The 16,461-nt window shown below is 60.1% G+C and carries 17 protein-coding genes; 7 read left to right on the top strand and 10 right to left on the bottom strand.

What is annotated here, in order from left to right; all coding sequences use genetic code 11:
- A partial coding sequence (yidC, locus tag PHU01S_RS24460; RefSeq protein ID WP_127510328.1) for a membrane protein insertase YidC occupies positions 1 to 925 on the bottom strand: 925 nt, incomplete at its 3' end.
- A complete protein-coding gene (locus PHU01S_RS24455) occupies positions 880 to 1,254 on the bottom strand; it encodes a hypothetical protein (RefSeq protein WP_021882194.1) in 375 nt (124 codons plus the stop codon). The genes PHU01S_RS24455 and yidC, both read right to left, overlap by 46 nt.
- A gap of 125 nt (positions 1,255 to 1,379) precedes the next feature.
- On the opposite strand from PHU01S_RS24455, the gene PHU01S_RS24450 reads away from it, so the two are divergent.
- Both PHU01S_RS24450 and PHU01S_RS24445 read left to right on the top strand, forming a co-directional pair.
- Positions 1,380 to 2,201 carry a phosphotransferase gene (locus PHU01S_RS24450; protein ID WP_049868453.1) on the top strand — a complete coding sequence of 274 codons (822 nt, stop codon included), beginning with the start codon at positions 1,380 to 1,382 and terminating at the stop codon, positions 2,199 to 2,201.
- Between the two features lie 92 nt (positions 2,202 to 2,293).
- A complete protein-coding gene (locus tag PHU01S_RS24445; RefSeq protein WP_021882196.1) occupies positions 2,294 to 2,485 on the top strand; it encodes a hypothetical protein in 192 nt (63 codons plus the stop codon).
- Between the two features lie 344 nt (positions 2,486 to 2,829).
- On the opposite strand, the gene PHU01S_RS24440 is transcribed toward PHU01S_RS24445, so the two are convergent.
- Complete coding sequence (locus tag PHU01S_RS24440) at positions 2,830 to 4,713, bottom strand: ABC transporter ATP-binding protein (RefSeq protein ID WP_048744855.1); 1,884 nt, start codon at positions 4,711 to 4,713, stop codon at positions 2,830 to 2,832.
- Positions 4,710 to 6,497 carry an ABC transporter ATP-binding protein gene (locus tag PHU01S_RS24435; RefSeq protein ID WP_083436245.1) on the bottom strand — a complete coding sequence of 596 codons (1,788 nt, stop codon included), beginning with the start codon at positions 6,495 to 6,497 and terminating at the stop codon, positions 4,710 to 4,712. The genes PHU01S_RS24440 and PHU01S_RS24435 overlap by 4 nt, the downstream gene beginning before the upstream one ends.
- 191 nt (positions 6,498 to 6,688) lie before the next feature.
- Between PHU01S_RS24435 and PHU01S_RS24430 the strand changes: the two genes are divergently transcribed.
- From PHU01S_RS24430 to PHU01S_RS26480, 3 genes are read left to right on the top strand one after another with little or no spacing between them, the layout of a single operon-like run.
- Positions 6,689 to 7,207: a CcdC protein domain-containing protein gene (locus PHU01S_RS24430; protein ID WP_048744856.1), complete on the top strand. Its 519-nt coding sequence runs from the start codon at positions 6,689 to 6,691 to the stop codon at positions 7,205 to 7,207.
- A gap of 18 nt (positions 7,208 to 7,225) precedes the next feature.
- Complete coding sequence (locus tag PHU01S_RS24425; RefSeq protein WP_021881828.1) at positions 7,226 to 7,555, top strand: hypothetical protein; 330 nt, start codon at positions 7,226 to 7,228, stop codon at positions 7,553 to 7,555.
- A 28-nt stretch (positions 7,556 to 7,583) separates the two neighbouring features.
- Positions 7,584 to 7,814 (top strand): hypothetical protein, encoded by a 231-nt coding sequence (locus PHU01S_RS26480; protein ID WP_127510326.1) that lies wholly within the window; start codon positions 7,584 to 7,586, stop codon positions 7,812 to 7,814.
- A gap of 102 nt (positions 7,815 to 7,916) precedes the next feature.
- Here the strand turns inward: PHU01S_RS26480 and PHU01S_RS24415 are convergent, their stop codons facing one another.
- The 3 genes from PHU01S_RS24415 to PHU01S_RS24405 all read right to left on the bottom strand — a co-directional run bounded on the left by PHU01S_RS24415 (position 7,917) and on the right by PHU01S_RS24405 (position 11,230).
- The gene (locus PHU01S_RS24415) at positions 7,917 to 8,813 is read right to left on the bottom strand and encodes a transglycosylase SLT domain-containing protein (RefSeq protein WP_083436247.1); all 897 of its coding nucleotides are present in this window, start codon (positions 8,811 to 8,813) and stop codon (positions 7,917 to 7,919) included.
- Between the two features lie 434 nt (positions 8,814 to 9,247).
- A complete protein-coding gene (locus tag PHU01S_RS24410) occupies positions 9,248 to 10,573 on the bottom strand; it encodes an MFS transporter (protein WP_127510324.1) in 1,326 nt (441 codons plus the stop codon).
- Positions 10,574 to 10,642: 69 nt separating this feature from the next.
- Positions 10,643 to 11,230 (bottom strand): TetR/AcrR family transcriptional regulator, encoded by a 588-nt coding sequence (locus tag PHU01S_RS24405; RefSeq protein WP_049868456.1) that lies wholly within the window; start codon positions 11,228 to 11,230, stop codon positions 10,643 to 10,645.
- Positions 11,231 to 11,379: 149 nt separating this feature from the next.
- Here PHU01S_RS24405 and msrC point away from each other — a divergent pair, with 149 nt between their 5' ends.
- Both msrC and PHU01S_RS24395 read left to right on the top strand, forming a co-directional pair.
- Positions 11,380 to 11,865 (top strand): free L-methionine (R)-S-oxide reductase MsrC, encoded by a 486-nt coding sequence (gene msrC / locus PHU01S_RS24400; protein ID WP_048744859.1) that lies wholly within the window; start codon positions 11,380 to 11,382, stop codon positions 11,863 to 11,865.
- A 241-nt stretch (positions 11,866 to 12,106) separates the two neighbouring features.
- A complete protein-coding gene (locus PHU01S_RS24395) occupies positions 12,107 to 12,925 on the top strand; it encodes a DUF817 domain-containing protein (protein WP_049868457.1) in 819 nt (272 codons plus the stop codon).
- Positions 12,926 to 13,081: 156 nt separating this feature from the next.
- Here PHU01S_RS24395 and PHU01S_RS24390 read toward each other — a convergent pair whose 3' ends face one another.
- The 3 genes from PHU01S_RS24390 to PHU01S_RS24380 all read right to left on the bottom strand — a co-directional run.
- Positions 13,082 to 13,600 (bottom strand): DinB family protein, encoded by a 519-nt coding sequence (locus PHU01S_RS24390; protein ID WP_049868458.1) that lies wholly within the window; start codon positions 13,598 to 13,600, stop codon positions 13,082 to 13,084.
- A 160-nt stretch (positions 13,601 to 13,760) separates the two neighbouring features.
- Positions 13,761 to 14,447: a queuosine precursor transporter gene (locus tag PHU01S_RS24385; protein WP_049868459.1), complete on the bottom strand. Its 687-nt coding sequence runs from the start codon at positions 14,445 to 14,447 to the stop codon at positions 13,761 to 13,763.
- Positions 14,448 to 14,842: 395 nt separating this feature from the next.
- A partial coding sequence (locus PHU01S_RS24380; RefSeq protein WP_281279850.1) for an exosporium glycoprotein BclB-related protein occupies positions 14,843 to 16,461 on the bottom strand: 1,619 nt, incomplete at its 5' end.

The following is a 16,461-nucleotide window of genomic DNA, read 5'->3' as shown; positions in this document are numbered from 1 at the left end:
CCGAGACCGACGCTCCGCCGCCCGCCAGCGCGAGCCCGCCGGGAGCAGCCGGACCGCTGTCCGCCGCCTCCGGATGTCCGGGCTCCGCCAAATGGCGGAACAGCCGCTGCCCAAGCAGCGTCTGCAGGATGACGATGATGCCGCCGACGGCCCAGTACAGCGGCAGCGCTGCGGGAGCCGTGAAGGAGAAGAAGCCCATCATGATCGGCGATAGGTACATGATCCAGCCCATTTGGCGCTGCATGTCCGTCTGTTCGACGCCTCTCTGGGATACTTTGGCTTGCACGAAGTATACGGCGGCGGCCAGGAAAGGCAGGATGATGTCCGGCTTGCCCAGCTGGAACCACAGAAACGTGTGGCTGGCCAGATCGGGGCTCATCCGAATGGCGTAATACAGCCCCGTCAGAATCGGCAGCTGGATCAGCATCGGCAGGCAGCCGATGGCCAGCGGATTGTAGCCGTGCTTTTTGTACAGCTCCATCATTTCCTGCTGCTGCTTCTGCATCGTCTCCGGCGACTTGTCGGCATGGCGCGCCTTGAGGTCGTCGAGCTCCGGCTGCATCCTCTTCATCTTGCCCTTCATGATCTGCTGGCTCCGGTACTGCCGGAGCATGAGCGGCATGAGCACGAGACGCACGAGCAGCGTGACGGCGATCAGGGCGAGGCCATAGTTGTCGCTGAAGAAAGAAGCGAGGTGCTCCAGCACCCAGGATAGCGGATAAACGACGTAATGGTTGAAAAATCCCGGTGTATCCGAGTCGATGGTTCCTTTGGCTCCGCATCCCGCGAGCAGCAGCAGGCTGCCCGCGGCGGCGATCGCCTTGGCCGGACGGCTCCAGAATTTGCGCTTGCGCGGAGCTTCGTTCCGGCGGTTGTTCGTTACCTCATCCGCAACCGCGAATCGGCGGTCCTTGTTCGTGTCCATGAATAATATCCTCCCCATTCGTTGGCTGAGCGGCCTTGGAATAGGGAGAGGCAATCCGCTCCGTCATCATCGGGGGAATCCTTGCGCTTGGACAGGCGGACCAGCCGCAGCCGCAGCGGGCTTGGAATCGCGGCGCTCTTCGGCGCCCCCGGAGGCGCGAAGCGCACTCCGGAGGGGCGCCAGCCGCCATCCTGGACGGCATCATGGAACCAGGCAAAATAATAATAAGCCGCGGAGCAGACGATGCCGATGGACCAGATCCACGACAGCAATTCATGAAGCTCGAACAATAAACTCACCTCCCGGTTCAAGTACCTTGAGCGTACCATAACCGGGCTCTCCCGCGCTACAGAGGCCCGATTCCTTGTCTGGGAGAAGAAGGATTATGGAATCGTTTCCAGAATAGGTATTTTGTACGAGAACCTTGCCTCTAGGATCGGAGATGAAAATACCCATGGAGCATGCACCCGGAGCGGTACTGGCACAGGGCCGTACCGCGCAAATCCGTCTTTATGGGCAGAACCGCCTGCTGAAAATCTTCAAGGAAGGCATGCCGCGCGCCTATGCCGAGTTCGAATTCAAGGCCGGACGCTTCGCGGTCAAAGCCGGCCTGCCCACTCCCAAGCCGGAGCAGCTGCTGGAATGGGAAGACCGCCCCGCCATCGTCTACGAGCGCCTGTCCGGCAGCACGATGCTGCGCCGGCTCGTTCAGAAGCCGTGGAATCTTTTCCGCGATGCGGCTCATATGGCTCGTCTACATGTAGCCGTGCACCGTACGGGCGCCGGACCGGACTCCGGGCTGCCCTGCCTCAAGGAAGCGCTGCGGGAGAAGATCGAAGCGGCGCCTATTTTGTCCCGCGAAGAGAAGGCAGGCGTTCTCGCCAGCCTGGACAAGCTGCCCGTCGGCCGCCAGCTTCTCCACGGCGACCTTCATCCCGACAACATCATGATCGACGGCCGCAAAGGCTGGATCATAGACTGGATGACCGCCAGCTACGGCCACCCTGCCGCGGATGCCGCCCGCACCGTGCTCATGCTGCGCACGGGCTCGCTCCCGGAGGAGTCCTCTCGCGCCTTCGAGCTCATTCTGACCTCCGTCCGCAGATTGCTGCTCTCCCGCTATCTTCGCACCTACCTGCGGCTGAGCGGCTTGGAGCGCGGAGAACTCGAAGCCTGGATGCCGGTTCTCGCTGCCGCGAGGCTCGCCGAATGGCTTCCGCCCGACGAGAAGCTGTCCCTTGCGGGCATCGTCCGCGACAGCCTGCGGCCCGCCTGATGATCCGGTTTCACGGGTTCTGATTAGGTTGATTGAATATAGGAGAAACTGAATCTATCCGAGTTCACTGTAGGAGATGGAGGATCCGCCTTATGTCTACCTGGACGCTGCGGTATGCGGATGGGCAGGATGAGCAGCAGCCGGAGCTCGTGTTCCAGCGCCAATCCGAGCTGAATGACTATATCCAGTCGCTGACGGTCAGCGACGTGCTTCGAATTCGCGTCTACGACGCGGATATGCGCAATATGTGCGGAAAAACGTATGTGTATCATTATTTGCTCTGAATCGGCATCCATACGCTTCGCTTGTCCGGTCCTGCCAGATGGCAGGGCTTTTTTGCCCAAGCCGGCAGGCCCTTCGACCTGCAGCCAGGGAAAGGAAAGGGAGCGACCGCATGAATGCGAAGATGGTCCCGATGAATGAAATTTCCCAAAGGTGTCCGTTACCGACTTTCTGCTTTCTTGATGCAGGCCGTTTGAGCTTATCCCTGATTGCAATGGAGCCGGAGCGCCAAAAAAAGGAAAGAGACTGTCCGTAGTCATGTTCATGACTTGCGGACAGCCTCTTCTTGTAAGGTTCTAAAGCTGGTGCGATTCCGCTCTGCACGGACAATCGGCCATTCATCCATTCAGCCGGTTTCTTCGCCGTACCACAGCTGGCGGAAGCTGTCGCTTGTCTTCAGCAGCTCCTCGGCCGTGCCTTCCGCCTCAACCTTGCCGCCGTTCATCACAATGATGTGGTCTGCATGGGTCAAAGCAGCCTTGCGGTGCGAAACGACGAGGCAGGCCGCGTCCCCTTTCTCGGTGAACAGCCTCTCCCACAGCCGGCGTTCCGTCTCCACGTCGAGAGCGCTCGACAAGTCGTCGAACACATACAGCTGCGCGTCGCGCACCAGCATGCGGGCCGCCGCCGTGCGCTGGGCCTGGCCGCCCGAGAGCTTGACGCCGCGAGGCCCGACCATCGTGCTGAGGCCATGCTCGAGATTGTTCATGTCCTCTTCCATCACGGCCGCATGCAAGGCGCGCTCCACGCCGCCCGGGCGATCCTCCGCTCCCAGCAGGATGTTGTGCCGCAGCTGGTCGCTGTACAGGCGCGGAATCTGGGCGGTGTACGCGCTCTGCGGCGGCACGAAGAAGTCGGCCGGATTCCCGACAAGCTCGCCGTTCCAGCGGATATCGCCGGCCTCGGCCGGCAGGAGGCCGAGCAGCGAGCGCACGAGCGTCGTCTTGCCGCTCCCGATCATGCCCGTAACGACAGTGAAGGAGCCCCGCCGGATGTTCAGATCGATGCCTTCGATGCCGCGCCCCGTCTCCGGATAGCGGTATGTAAGCCCCCTTGCCTCAAGCATTTCCAGCGGTGGCGCCTGGAAATACGGCAGCTCGTCGTCCATGTTCCGGCTTCTCCGCACGGAAGCCGGCCGGCCAGCCGTTCCCGTCTCCGGTCCGCCTGCGCCAGGCGCCGCTTGCTCAGCGTGATGGGAAGCCGGGAATGCCGCCCTGTCCGGCCGTCCCCCGACACGCTTGCCAAGGCCGATATATCGGGCCGCTGTCAGAACAGAAGCCGGCGCCCCCTGCAGCATCGCCTTGATGCGCTCGAAGCTGACCGCCATCTGTTTGTAGTAGGTCATGAAGTTGCCGACGTTCGAAGTCAGCTGGGTGACGAAGGTGAGGTAGTACACGAACAGCGACAGGTCGCCGACGGTGAAGCCTCCACTGCGCATCTTATAGCCTGCGAGCACGAGAATGAGGCCCGTCCCCAGATTGACGGAGTTGGTGAACACGGACGACAGCGTTTCGGTCAGCAGCTTGTCCTTGACCATATTCTGGCGGCGGTTCTCGCTCAAGGCTACGAACCGGTCCACGATGCGCTTCTCTGCGCCCGCCACTTGAATGGCCTGCACGTTGGAGAACATCTCGCTGATCGCGCCCGTCACCTTGGCCGTCGATTCCCGGCTGGCGGCGCGGAACTTGTGGATGCGCGCCGTCGCGATCTGGGCCGCCGTGACGACGAGGATGAGCGGCACGAACACGAATACGGTCAGTTGGGCGTCGATCGAGACGAGAATCCAGCTCGCAACGACGACAAAGCCGACGAGGCCGAGCGTGTCGACCGACCAGCTCATCGCTTCCTCCGTATGATCGACGTCGTCGCGGAAGTTGCTGATCGCCTCGCCCGGCGAAGTCGGAATCGCCCTCGCGCCCGGCTGTCTCAGCACATGGGAGAGCATATTGCGACGGATCAGCATCGCCATCCGGAAGCGGAAGTTGACGTCGGTCAGGAAGCCTCCGAAGATCAGGGCGATCCGGGCTAGCGCCGCGGCGACGAGGAGAGCCGCGATCGCCCATACGCCGTAGGGGAACTCGTACGTTCCTTCCAGATGGTCGAAATAGGCTTTGGTCAGCAGGCCGGGCACGAGAGGAGCCATATGGATAAGCGACCAGGTCAACAGGTTGAGCAGATACAAGCCGGGCCGGTAGCCGATTAGCCGCCAGAAAAAATGTCTAGTCTTCATGCCAGCACCTCCTCCATCCCTACAGCCAGCATGCGGCTGAACCGCGACTGCGGATCGGCTGCAAGCTCCTCGCGGCGTCCGCTCTCCAGCATCCGGCCGTTCTCGAGGATCAGAATCCGATCGGCCCGCTGGATCGTCGCCAGCCGGTGGGCGATGATGATGCAGGTCTTCTCCTCCAGCAGCCGGTCGACGGCCGCTTCGATGCGGGCTTCCGTCAGAGGGTCGAGACGCGAGCTGGCTTCGTCGAGAATGACGAGGCCGGGATTCGTCAGGAAGACGCGGGCGAAGGCGAGCAGTTGCGCTTCTCCGGCCGACAGGCTGCCTCCGCCGGAGGCGAGCATCGTGTCCAGGCCGTCAGGCAGCGCCTCATACCAGGCGCCGAGACCCAGATCCTTGAGCACCTCGGCGATCCTCTCCTCCCGGATGCTGTCGTCGAACAGCGTCAGGTTGTCGCGGACGCTTCCCTCCAGAATCTCGATGTTCTGCGTCACCATCGCCACCTTGCGGCGCAGCTCGTGGAGCTTGAACTGGCGGATGTCCGTCCCCGCCAGCTCGATAGCGCCCGACTGCGGATCGTAAAAGCGCAGCAGCAGGCGCGCGATCGTCGTCTTGCCGCTGCCGGTCCGTCCCAGCAGGCCGAGCGTCTGTCCCGGCTCGAGCCTCAGCTGCAGATGGTCGAGCGTGGCGCGGCCGCCTTCCTCGTAGGCGAATTCCAGATCGCGGAATTCCACCGCGAGCGGCCCATCAGGCAGCGGAGCTCCCGGCCCGTCCTGGATCAGCGGCTTCGTCGCCAGCAGATCGCGCACGCGCATGAGGCTGGCGTCCGCTTTTTGCAGATCCTCCAGCTGGGTGCGGATCTTCTCGATCGGCTTCGCCAGCTGCTCCGTATAATAGAACACCAGATAGATGGAGCCGATCGTCAGGCCGCTCTGGCCGTTCTTCCACAGGATCGCGCAGACGATGAACGCCGCCGCGTTGCCGAGCGCGAACACCAGGATCGTCGTGCTCCACATCATGCAGAATCCGAGGAAGGCCCGCATGCGGATAGGCAGCATGCGGCGCGTCATCTCATAGAAGCGGTTCATGACGTAGCCCGCCGCTCCGTTGGCCCGGGTGTCCTCGGTGCCCTCCAGATGCTCCCCGATGAAGCCGTAGAACTCGGCGTTGATCTGCCTCCAGTTCTTCCACACGGGCACGTTGAACTTGCGGATCCACTGGATGACGTAGACGGCCCCGACGACGAACGCCGTCATGACAAGTCCGATCCAGAAGCTCTCGCGGAACAGCAGCGCCAGGATGCCGAGCATCAGGACGATGTTGCCGGCCAGATGGATGATGAAGCTGGAGAAAAAATTCGCCAGCGCGTTGACGTCGCCGTCCACCCGCTCGATCAGGGAGCCCGACGTCTGCGTCTTGTGGAAGCTCATATCCAACGACAGGCAATGCTCGGCGAGCTCCGCGCGCAGCTTGTTCGTCGTCGTCCAGCCGAGATTCTCGCTGAAGTAGGCCGCCGCTACCGATACTCCCTGCTGAAGCAAAGAAAAAGCGATGAACAGACCCGCCGCATAGTACAGCGCCGTGATGCTTCCTTGGCTTTGGGCACTGTCGATGAAATACCGGATAATCTGCGGATTGACCAGCTGCAGCCCGATCGAGACGAGCAGCAGCGCCGCAAGGCTCCACAGCAGCCGGCGCTGCGGAAAAACGTAGCGGGCCAGCATCTCCCGGTAGACGCCCCAGCCCTTGGCGGGCTTGACGGCACCCGCCGTTTGTTCCCCTGACATACGAACACTTCCTTCCATTCCGTTACTGTACTTCAGCCCCCTCTCGATCGTCAATGGCGAATTCGGCCTAAACCAAAGTTGTCGTTGAAATAAAATTTCGAGCCTATTCGCTATTGTATGGAATTGGGAATAAGCCTACACTTATCCTATACAGCAATCCCGCCCCAGCGGCCGCTCAAGGAGTGAGGAATTTGAATTCGGAAATGCTAGGCACCTATGGCTTCATCCTGCTTGTACTGCTTCTCGTCTACTGGCGCCGTTCCGTGCGCTCCTCCCAGGCCCGTCCGATCCGCGCCGGCGGGTGGCTCATGATGCTGCCGATTCTGTTCGTGCTGCTCGGCTTCTTCGCCAGCGTGTCGTCCCTGTCTGCAACCGGCCAAGCCGTGCAATACCCTCCCCTGTGGGAGGAGCTGTGCGCCGTGCTGATCGGGATCGCGCTTGGCGCCGTGATGCTGTACCATACCGGATACGAGCTGAATGCGGACGGGCGCGTCTATACGAAGCCGAATGCGAATTTCAAGTATGTCATCCTAGCCGTCATCGTTCTCAGGCTGGCTTTGTCCCGGTACCTGCAACATTTGCAGCCGGGCCAATTCGTCTTTCTCACGATGTCGATCGCCGTCTGCTACATCGCCGTATGGAGGATCGGAAGCTTTTTCAAATACAGAACAGCGATGAGCCCTCTAAAGAACGGGTCCATCGAAAGATAGAAAGGAGGAATCCGGCCTATGGAGCGTTACCTGCTCAAAACGGCCCTGTACACGTTTCTGCTCGGCCTGGCCCTGGGACTGCTCCTCGTGCCCGACTCCGTCACGCAGATTTCCGGTCGAGTAAAGAGCGTGGCCGAGCTTCCATTGCGGGACTACATCCTGAACCTTCTCCGCTTTGCCGTCCGGATCGCGCTGGCCGGTCTCGCGCTTGGAGCCATCTGGAAGTGGTCCGGCCGCGAGCCGCAGGAAGGGCCGTCCTTCGCCCGCAGCTATGTCAAGGGATTCGCGATGACGGCTGCCGCCATCGCGGTCCTCTTCGCCTTGGCAACCGTATTTTCAATCTTATAAGAAGGGGAATGGCCATGAATCCGGAGCCGTGAAGGAGCCTTGGCAGCGGGAGCCTGCCGCCCGGCTGCGAGGGATCGTCCATGAGGCGATCGACGCCCCTATGGAGCGCATCCAGTACAAGGCCCAAGCCGGCCTCTGCCTCAGGGGGAGATGCCGGATTTTGCATGTGCAGAAATTGCGAGGAGCGGTTCCTGCCGATACCAGTGCTGGCGGACTCCCCCTCACAATCGAAGGGAAGTCCGCCAGCCTTGGCCTATAGAGCCGCCCTTTATAGTCAGCATGCGGCAAGGAAGAAGAGGGGCCGATCATAATGAAAAACAACGGTGCTTCTCATGGGCGCCCTGGCCCGGATTCGTTCGTCTCAGTTCACGCCGCCGTAGCTGCGGTAGGTGGCATAGACCTCGTCAGCGTATTGCTCGGCATGGATGACACGGCCGTAGGAATCCGTCGCTCCCGGATACCAGTTGGGTCCCCCGTTGTAGAGCGCCAACCCTTTCCAGATGTATCCTCCCCTATTGATCATATCATTTAGAATCATGGCTCCCATATACACTTGGTCCTGCTGATCGCCGTGGTTGTAGGCATGCCCGAATGTAGAGAGGAACTGGCTGGAATAGCCGTTTCTTGTGTTGGGCTCCACCTGCATCAGTCCATCCGCACCGGATGGACCGGATGTATAGGTGCCATAGTTCGTTTCTTTTTTGATCACGGCACAGAGGAGCAAAGCGAAATCGCCGTTTTTGCCAAACCGATTGTCCGCATTCACCGCATAGTTCCAAATATAGCCGGGAGCTTCGGCAGGCTTGGATACGCCCGCGCCCGTAGAGCCGGTGCTGACAAGGTTGTATGCTTCCCATGAGCCGCCTACGGCAGCTCTGTTCGCCGCCAGAACCGCGCCGTTGTTCAAATCGGTCGATACATACTGATTGTTGGCCAAGGCTCTTAGCGCGATGGTTCCGTCCGCCAAGACGACCTTCGTGAATTTCTCCCATTGCTGGATGCTGGCGCTTCTGGCAATCAGCTTGGCTCCTTGATTAAGATCGGCCGCCACATACCTGTTGTTGGCCATGGACAGGAGAGAGATGGTGCCATCCGAATTGTTGATCACCTGGAATTGTTCCCATGCGCTGGCCGAAGTCCGGTTGGCCACTAAAGGATTGCTGCCATAATTGTCGGCACTGACATAACTGTTGTTGGCTCGGGCTTGGAGGCTGTATAGAGTCGCTGCGGATGCTTTGGCTGGCGGAAATGCGATCATCAAAATACCGACCAGAAGCGCTAACGTAAAAGCCAGCTTTTTGGGGAGGAAAGAAGGAAGACTCATCAGGAACACAACCTTTCTCTGAAATATAATCGATTACATTTGCGAAGCCAAAACAGGATGATCATTCTATCGCTGGCTATTCCTCCTTTCTGAACTGGCGGCGACCCATGGGATAGCGGTTCATCATACGATTAATATGCATTTCTATTTTTTTCAGAACGACTATGGCTGCCGGCTTGCAGCGCTCGACGATGGCAAGGGAGACGGCAAGCCCGGTCCGTTCTCCCCGTCTTGCCTTAAATAACCAGTGGAATAGACGGGCAGCCGCTTCTCCGGAATGACGCGCCCGCCGTAAGCGAGCGGTCTGCGACCTGCCAGCTGGACTGACAGCCGCAGGCCTGATAGGCCTGCGGCTGTCTCTTTATCGATCAGCCTTCCGCCGCTGCCGGGCGCCCCCCACTGACGGATGCGGCGGCCCGGCATTTCAGCAGCGCGCCGTACTCGCGCTTGAACCCTACGGAATAAAAGGCGGCGTAGAGCACAAGCAGCAGGCCGAGAATGTTCAGCACCACCATCGCCGCCGACATGCCGAAGGCATAGCTGAGCACTCCGAGCCCGGTCATCGGAACGATAAAGCCGGAGTAGGCTGCGAGGTAATAGGTCGTGATGACGCGCGGACGGTCTGCGGGGCGGGGCAGCTCGCCGGCGAAGCGAAGGCTGGCCTGGAAGGACCAGCCGCTGCCGAGCGCCTGCAGGCCGACGCCAAACCATAACAGGCCGAGGCTTCCTTCATGGCCCGAGAGCACGACTGTCCAGGCGCCGGCTGCCAGAATGAGCAGCCCGGCCCGCAGGCGCACGACGGGATTCAATGGAAGGGGAATCAGCTGCGTCAAGGCGCCGCCTCCAAGCAGCAGCAGCACCAGCAGGCCGCTGATGGAGAGATTGGAGCTGTGGAGAACGTTCGTGACGAATGTCGGAATGAGCGAGAGGACAATCCCGTTCAAGGTGAAAATGGTGAACCCCGACAAAGCGCTCATAGTCCAGAAATGTCTGCCGATGGATGCCGGGACGCCGAGCAGCGTGCCCCGGCGCTCACGGCTCTTCCCTTCCGCTCCGAGCGCGCTTGCGGCATCGGCCGCAGGAATTCTATGGAGCCCGGCTCCGCTTGCTGCATCTCTATCCAAGTCCGGCGCCTGTACCCCTGTGTTCTCCTCCTCATGCGAATGGAGCGTCTCCAGCACAGCCGCGCATGCCAGCAGAAGGGCGATGAACAGGGCATACGGGAGCCGTGAAGGCATGACAGGAGCATACTGGGCGAACAGTCCGGTAATGGCAGGCCCGATTCCGAAGCCGAGGGAAACGGTCATGCCGGACAGCAGAATCGCTTTCCCCGTCCGGGACGACGGCGTGTGGCGAAGCAGGAACGGGGTCGCCGTTCCCGTGAACAGGCCGTATGCCGCTCCTTCGGCCATTCTCGCCGCATACAGCATCCAGACGTCGGTACTGAGCATGAACAGAAGCGACGAGGCGATCGACAGCCAGATTCCGACCCGTATGACCCGCTTGTGCCCCCAGGAAGCGGCACGGACTCCGGTCAGGAGCAGGACAGGAAGCAGGACGGCCGCGTAGCTGGCGAACAGCAGGGTCAGCTCCAGGCTGTTCAGGCCATAGTCCCGATGGTACAGCGGAAACAAGGAGGACACCGATGTGGCGACCAGCGACATGATGATGAGGATGCCGAGCATTCTTTTCATTAGAGACACTTCCTTTCGGTTGGACAGGTTATTGGAACGATCGTTCAAAAAAGAGCGCGCAAACGCCGCTCAAAATACGGCATTCACAGCCATCCGGCATACATCCTCCAGCATGCTCCGACCCGCTTCCGTGCGTGCGGTGACATGAATTCCCTGCTTGATGGCAAGCAGGAAGCGCGCCGCCTCTCGAGGCTGCAAGCCATCCTTGGTCAATCCGCGCTTCGACGCATCCTCCAGAAAACGCAGCAGCACGTCTTCGGTATAGAGATGATAATCCTCCACACGCTGCGCGATCGAGGGGAGACGGACCGACGAGCCTAGCGTCGTGTTCGTCATGAAGCACCCTCTGCCCCGGGAAAAGTTCACGAGCGAAGACTCGACGACCGCATCGAAGAACAGCCGCAGCTGCTCCTGCGGATCTTCTTCCCGGCGTTCCAGGATCCGGTAGAGCCCTTGCTCCTGCAAGGCGCGGAAACGATCCATGCAGGCGGTGAAGAGCGTCTCCTTGTCTCCGAACGTATCATAAAGGCTTCCCCTGTTGATGCCCATGGCAGAGCACAGCCCCTGCACGGATGCGGCTTCGTAGCCTTGATCCCAAAATGCTTCCAGCGCCTGGTCCAGCGCCTTCGCAGGGTCGAACTCCTTCGGTCTGGCCATCCTGCACCTCCATTTTGTTCCTATCGGCTTCAAATTTTAGTCCAGTATATTCGTTTCAGAACGATCGGTCAATAATTGGACCGCCATGCCATTTACCGCAGTGCCGCAGATATGATATTGTAAGTCCACGAAGAAAGGGGAAGAAGCAAATGTTCCATACAGTCACTTACGACGGAACCCGCGAAGAGCAGTACGGGACGGTCATCCGCCAGCTCGAAGCGCTGATCGAGGACGAGCCGAACGCCATCGCCAACCTGGCGAACGCCTCGGCGCTGCTCGCGCAATTCCTCGCCGATATCAACTGGGCGGGATTCTACCTGCTCGACGAGCAGGGACTCGTGCTCGGCCCGTTCCAAGGGCTTCCGGCCTGCGTCCGCATCCCGGTCGGGCGCGGCGTCTGCGGCACCGCGGCGGAGCGCAAGGAAACGATGCTCGTCCCTGACGTGCACGCCTTTCCGGGCCATATCGCCTGCGATGCCGCCTCGCAGTCGGAGATCGTCGTGCCTCTGTTGACGGCAGACGGCCGCCTGATCGGCGTGCTCGACATCGACAGCCCGATCCTGAACCGCTTCGACGATATCGACCGCGTGCAGCTGGAGCGCTTCGCAGCCGTACTCTCGGCGCGGCTCGGCTAGTCGGCGTCCGGCTCCTTGTGCCGCCATTGCAAGACGAAGCGTGGCCTGGACGAGAATCATTCCATGAAGCTCCGCAACTATTCATTGGAACAGGACCGCTGCCCGCGGTCCTGTTTTTTTGCCGACATCCTTTTTTGCCGCCAAGCCGCGTAAGCGGGCAAGCTTCCGCTTCCGGCTTCCCTGCTCGTGTGGAAACTTTTTTCCAACCCCATTCGTTCATGGCTTCAAAGGAGCTGAAATCATGCTGAAAAGCCTGACCGGCCGCTTCGGAGCCTGGTCTCCGGCAGCAAGCCTCCGCACCCTGCTGGCCTTCGGCTGGAGCCAGGCGCTCAGCTGCGCCTTTCCGATTGTCATCTTCGCTTCGCTCGGAATGACCAAGCTTGTGCATGTTCCTGGATTATCCCGCTATGATCTGCTCCTCGTCATCTGTCTGGCGGCCCAGGCGGCGATGATATGGACGCGGCTGGAGACATGGGATGAGCTCAAGGTCATCACCTTGTTCCATCTCATCGGCCTGGCGCTGGAGCTGTTCAAGGTAAACATGGGTTCATGGAGCTATCCCGGCGAAGCCTGGAGCAAGCTCGGCGGCGTTCCGCTCTACAGCGGCTTCATGTACGCCAGCGTGGCCAGCTATATTTGCCAGGCCTGGAGAAGGCTCGGCCTTCAATTCCACCGCTGGCCCAATTCCTATGCCGCCGCAGGGACGGCCCTGCTGATCTATGCCAATTTCTTCACCCATCACTGGCTGCCCGACCTTCGCTGGTGGCTGACAGCTCTGCTTGCCCTCTTGTTCTGGCGCACGACCGTCTCCTATACGGCGGGAGGCAGAACGATGCGCATGCCGATGCTGCTCAGCTTCGGGTTGATCGCTCTGTTCATCTGGATCGCCGAAAATATCTCCACCTTTCTCGGCGCCTGGCGCTACCCCGACCAGGAGCTGGACTGGACGATGGTCCACTGGAGCAAGCTCAGCTCCTGGTTCCTGCTCGTCGTAATCAGCATTCTGATCGTAGCCCAGCTGAAGCGGATCAAAGCCCAAGGAAACGAATCACAAGCCTGACCGCAGAGGATTCATCTCTGGCAAACGAAATATCTGCGGATGCTCTTCTGTCCGCACCTGATCTCGAGAAGCCGTCCCTTGGCAGGCAGTCCGTCCCATCTCCAGGATGAAATCCGCAAAGAGAGAGCCGGGAACTGTCCCCGGCTCTCTCTTCCCTCACTCCTTCATATAACGCTCCCGCAGGATGTTTAAATGATGCTTCTCATGACCGGCAATGACGCAGGCCAGCAGCAGAACCGAGTGCCGCAGACCGTTGGCCACTCCTTCGCGCTGCCAATCTTCCGGCCGCAAACCGCGAAGCAGCGTCAATGTCGCCTGCCGCACAGCGGAATAGTCGGCCGCGGCCTGAGCCCTCGTCCAGCTGGTGAAAGGCCCCTCGGCAACCAAAAGATTCTCGTCGTAGCCCGGCAGCTCCGTGGCATCGCCGCGTGCGAAACGCAGCAGCCGGTAGGCCAGTATCCGTTCGTTGTCGGCCACATGGCCGATGACTTGGCGAATGCTCCATTTGCCCGGCGCATAGCGGAATTCCAGCTGTTCCTCCGCAAGCGTATCCAGCAGGCCAAGCATGTCGGCTTGCTGTCCTTCCAGAATGGCGAGCAGGTCTCCATCGGGAACGGCCCCGACATAAGGCTTCTCGTAATCGGGCACTTCATGGTTCTGCGGTCTCTCCTGCATAGGCTGTCCACCTCTCCTTGTCTTGGAAGGAATGAATTCGACATCCAACGCTTTTTCCCTTCCAAAATTCATCCGCTTCCGCAGCGAATACGCCTTCTAAACGGCAGCAGCCCGGCCGCATTCATGCGGGCCGGGCTGCTGCGGCTGCCGCCGAGCGGCTTTATTCGTCCTTGAACCGGAACGTTCGCGCCAGATAGAGCACCGGCGTCGATGCGATGGAGATGACGAACTTCATCACGTACGTGGTTAGGAAGATTTGAATCCAGATATCCCATGAATAACCGCTGACTCCTGCAAACGCGATCGTGCAGAAGACGAGCGAATCCACGAACTGGCTCAAGATCGTGCTTCCGTTGATGCGGATCCAGAACTGGTTGCGTCCGCCGAAGCGCCGTTTCAGCACCGAGAAGACGCGCACGTCCAGAAACTGGCTGATGAAGTAAGCGCTCAGGCTGGCAAGCGCCAGACGCGGCATCAGGCCGAAGATCGTCGACAGCGATTCGTGGGCGAAATCGGTCTCCGCCGGATCAAACTTGAGCACCATCTGCATGAGGATCGTTGTGGCGATGAGAATGAAGAAGCCGAACCATACCGCCTGGCGGGCCTCCTTGCCGCCGTAGCGCTCGTTGATCAAGTCCGTCGTCATGTAAAGCGACGCATAGATCGTGTTGCCGAGCGTCATGACGATGCCGAACATGGAGATCGTCTCCGTCACCTGGATATTTGCGACCACCGTCGCGAAGCCGATCCAGGCATAGAGGCCTTTTTTGCCGAAGAAACGATAACACGCCAGGAACAGCGCGAAGTTGACCAGGACGAAGAACACGCCCCAGGTGAAATTGAACATGAACATACTACCCCCTAGTTTTGGTGACGCGGGATGGTTACGAACCGCGTGCGGCAAATGGACGCAGCCGGAAGCTTGGAGCTCCCGGCCGCGTCTCCGCCAAAAAACCTGTATCATCATAGCACAAAGAGGCTTCCGTGTCTTGGCTTGGAATCCATTGCCGCCTTGGAGGGTCCGACGTTCGTGAACGGGCGGGCTTGTCCCTTCCGGCACAGAAGGAGGCGGAGCGGGCAGCGCCGCCGGAGGCGAAAAAGCCTGCGGCGAAGATTCCGCTCCGCCGCAGGCCGCATTCCCGGTCATGTTAGACGGACAGAACCCGGCCATGATCGGTTTTAGTTCATGGAAAAATCTTTATATGAATCCAAACTGGCTTCATCCTTCTTTCATCACCGGAATCAAGTGATCGCCAGCCCCGCGCTCGCATAACCCGCCGCCGTATTGACGAGCGTCAAACCCGTCGCCGTCGCCGAGAAGACCAGCAGCAGTCTAGTCTGTGCGGTTACCGGGATGGACAGACCCGACGTCAGGCCGTTGCTGACGGTTCCGATCGACAGAGTCCCGGTAAGAGCCGGCGCGAGCGAAACGACAGCTCCGGCTACCGGGCTGAAAGTATTATTTGGTGTCGCCGAGCTGTACAGCGTAGCCGTGATTGTAATCGTAGAGCCGATCAGACTTAGCGAAGCCGTTGTGCTGAAATATGCGGCCAAGGAAGTAATCGTACCCGCACGCGGAACCGAGAAGGCAAAATTGAGCAGCGTCCCCGCCGCGCCCGTCAAATCAATCGTGGCACCTCCGACATTGACGCTCGACACGGAGTTGCCAAAACCGACAAGCCCGCCCGTTCCGGCAAGCCCCCCAGCAATCGTCGTCAATGCGACAGGAGTGCCGGATGCGAAAGGAATGATGGCCCCCGTACCTGCAATACCGGTTGACCCCGTTGCTCCGGTTGCTCCTGTTGCTCCTGTTGAACCTGTGACTCCTGTCGCTCCAGTTGGTCCTGTTGGTCCAGCACCACCTGTTACCCCGGTTGCCCCTGTAGTTCCAGTTGCTCCTGTTAAACCTGCAGCTCCTGTTGCTCCTGTTGCTCCCGTTGCTCCGGTTGCTCCCGTTATTCCTGTTGGTCCAGTGGTACCTGTTACCCCGGTTAATCCTGTGGTTCCTGTTGCTCCTGTGACTCCCGTTGCTCCTGTGACTCCTGTTGGTCCAGTGCCGCCTGTTACCCCGGTTAATCCTGTGGTTCCTGTTGCTCCTGTCGCTCCCGTTGGGCCTGTGGCTCCTGTTGCCCCGGTTGAACCTGTGAATCCGGTTGCTCCTGTTGAACCTGTGGAGCCGGTTGCCCCCGTGATTCCCGTAATTCCAGTCGCTCCGGTCACGCCCGTTACCCCGGTTGGTCCAGTGACACCTGTTACCCCGGTTACTCCTTGGGCTCCGGTTGCTCCGGTTGCTCCTGTTGCCCCGGTTGCCCCGATTGAACCTGTGAATCCGGTTGTTCCGGTTGGTCCTGTGGCTCCCGTTACCCCCGTTGCTCCTGTGACTGCCGTTGCTCCTGTTAAACCTGTGACTCCGGTTGCTCCAGTCAACCCTGTTGCTCCCGTTAGGCCCGTGTCCCCTGTAACACCAGTAACACCTGTAATTCCTGCGGCTCCCGTTGTTCCTGTTACGCCTGTTGCTCCTGTGACTCCGGTTGCCCCCGTTACTCCTGTGCTTCCCGTAATTCCTGTTGCTCCAGTCAACCCTGTTGCTCCGGTTGGGCCCGTGTCCCCTGTAACACCCATAACTCCTGCGGCTCCCGTTGCTCCTGTTACGCCGATTGTTCCTGTGACTCCGTTTGCTCCTGTAGCTCCGGTTGCTCCAGTCAACCCTGTTGCTCCGGTTGGGCCCGTGTTCCCTGTAATACCCGTGACTCCTGTGGTTCCTGTCGCCCCGGCCAGCCCTGTCGCTCCTGTCGCCCCCGCTCCGGTTGCACCTGTCGGGCCGACCGCTCCCGCGGCTCCCGTGTCCCCGGTTGCTCCCG

This window comes from Paenibacillus humicus NBRC 102415 (assembly GCF_004000905.1).
In the GTDB taxonomy this organism is placed as follows: Bacteria; Bacillota; Bacilli; order Paenibacillales; family Paenibacillaceae; genus Paenibacillus_O; species Paenibacillus_O humicus.
Note: the sequence above shows the minus strand (reverse complement) of the source record. Positions and strands in the feature narration are given on the sequence as shown.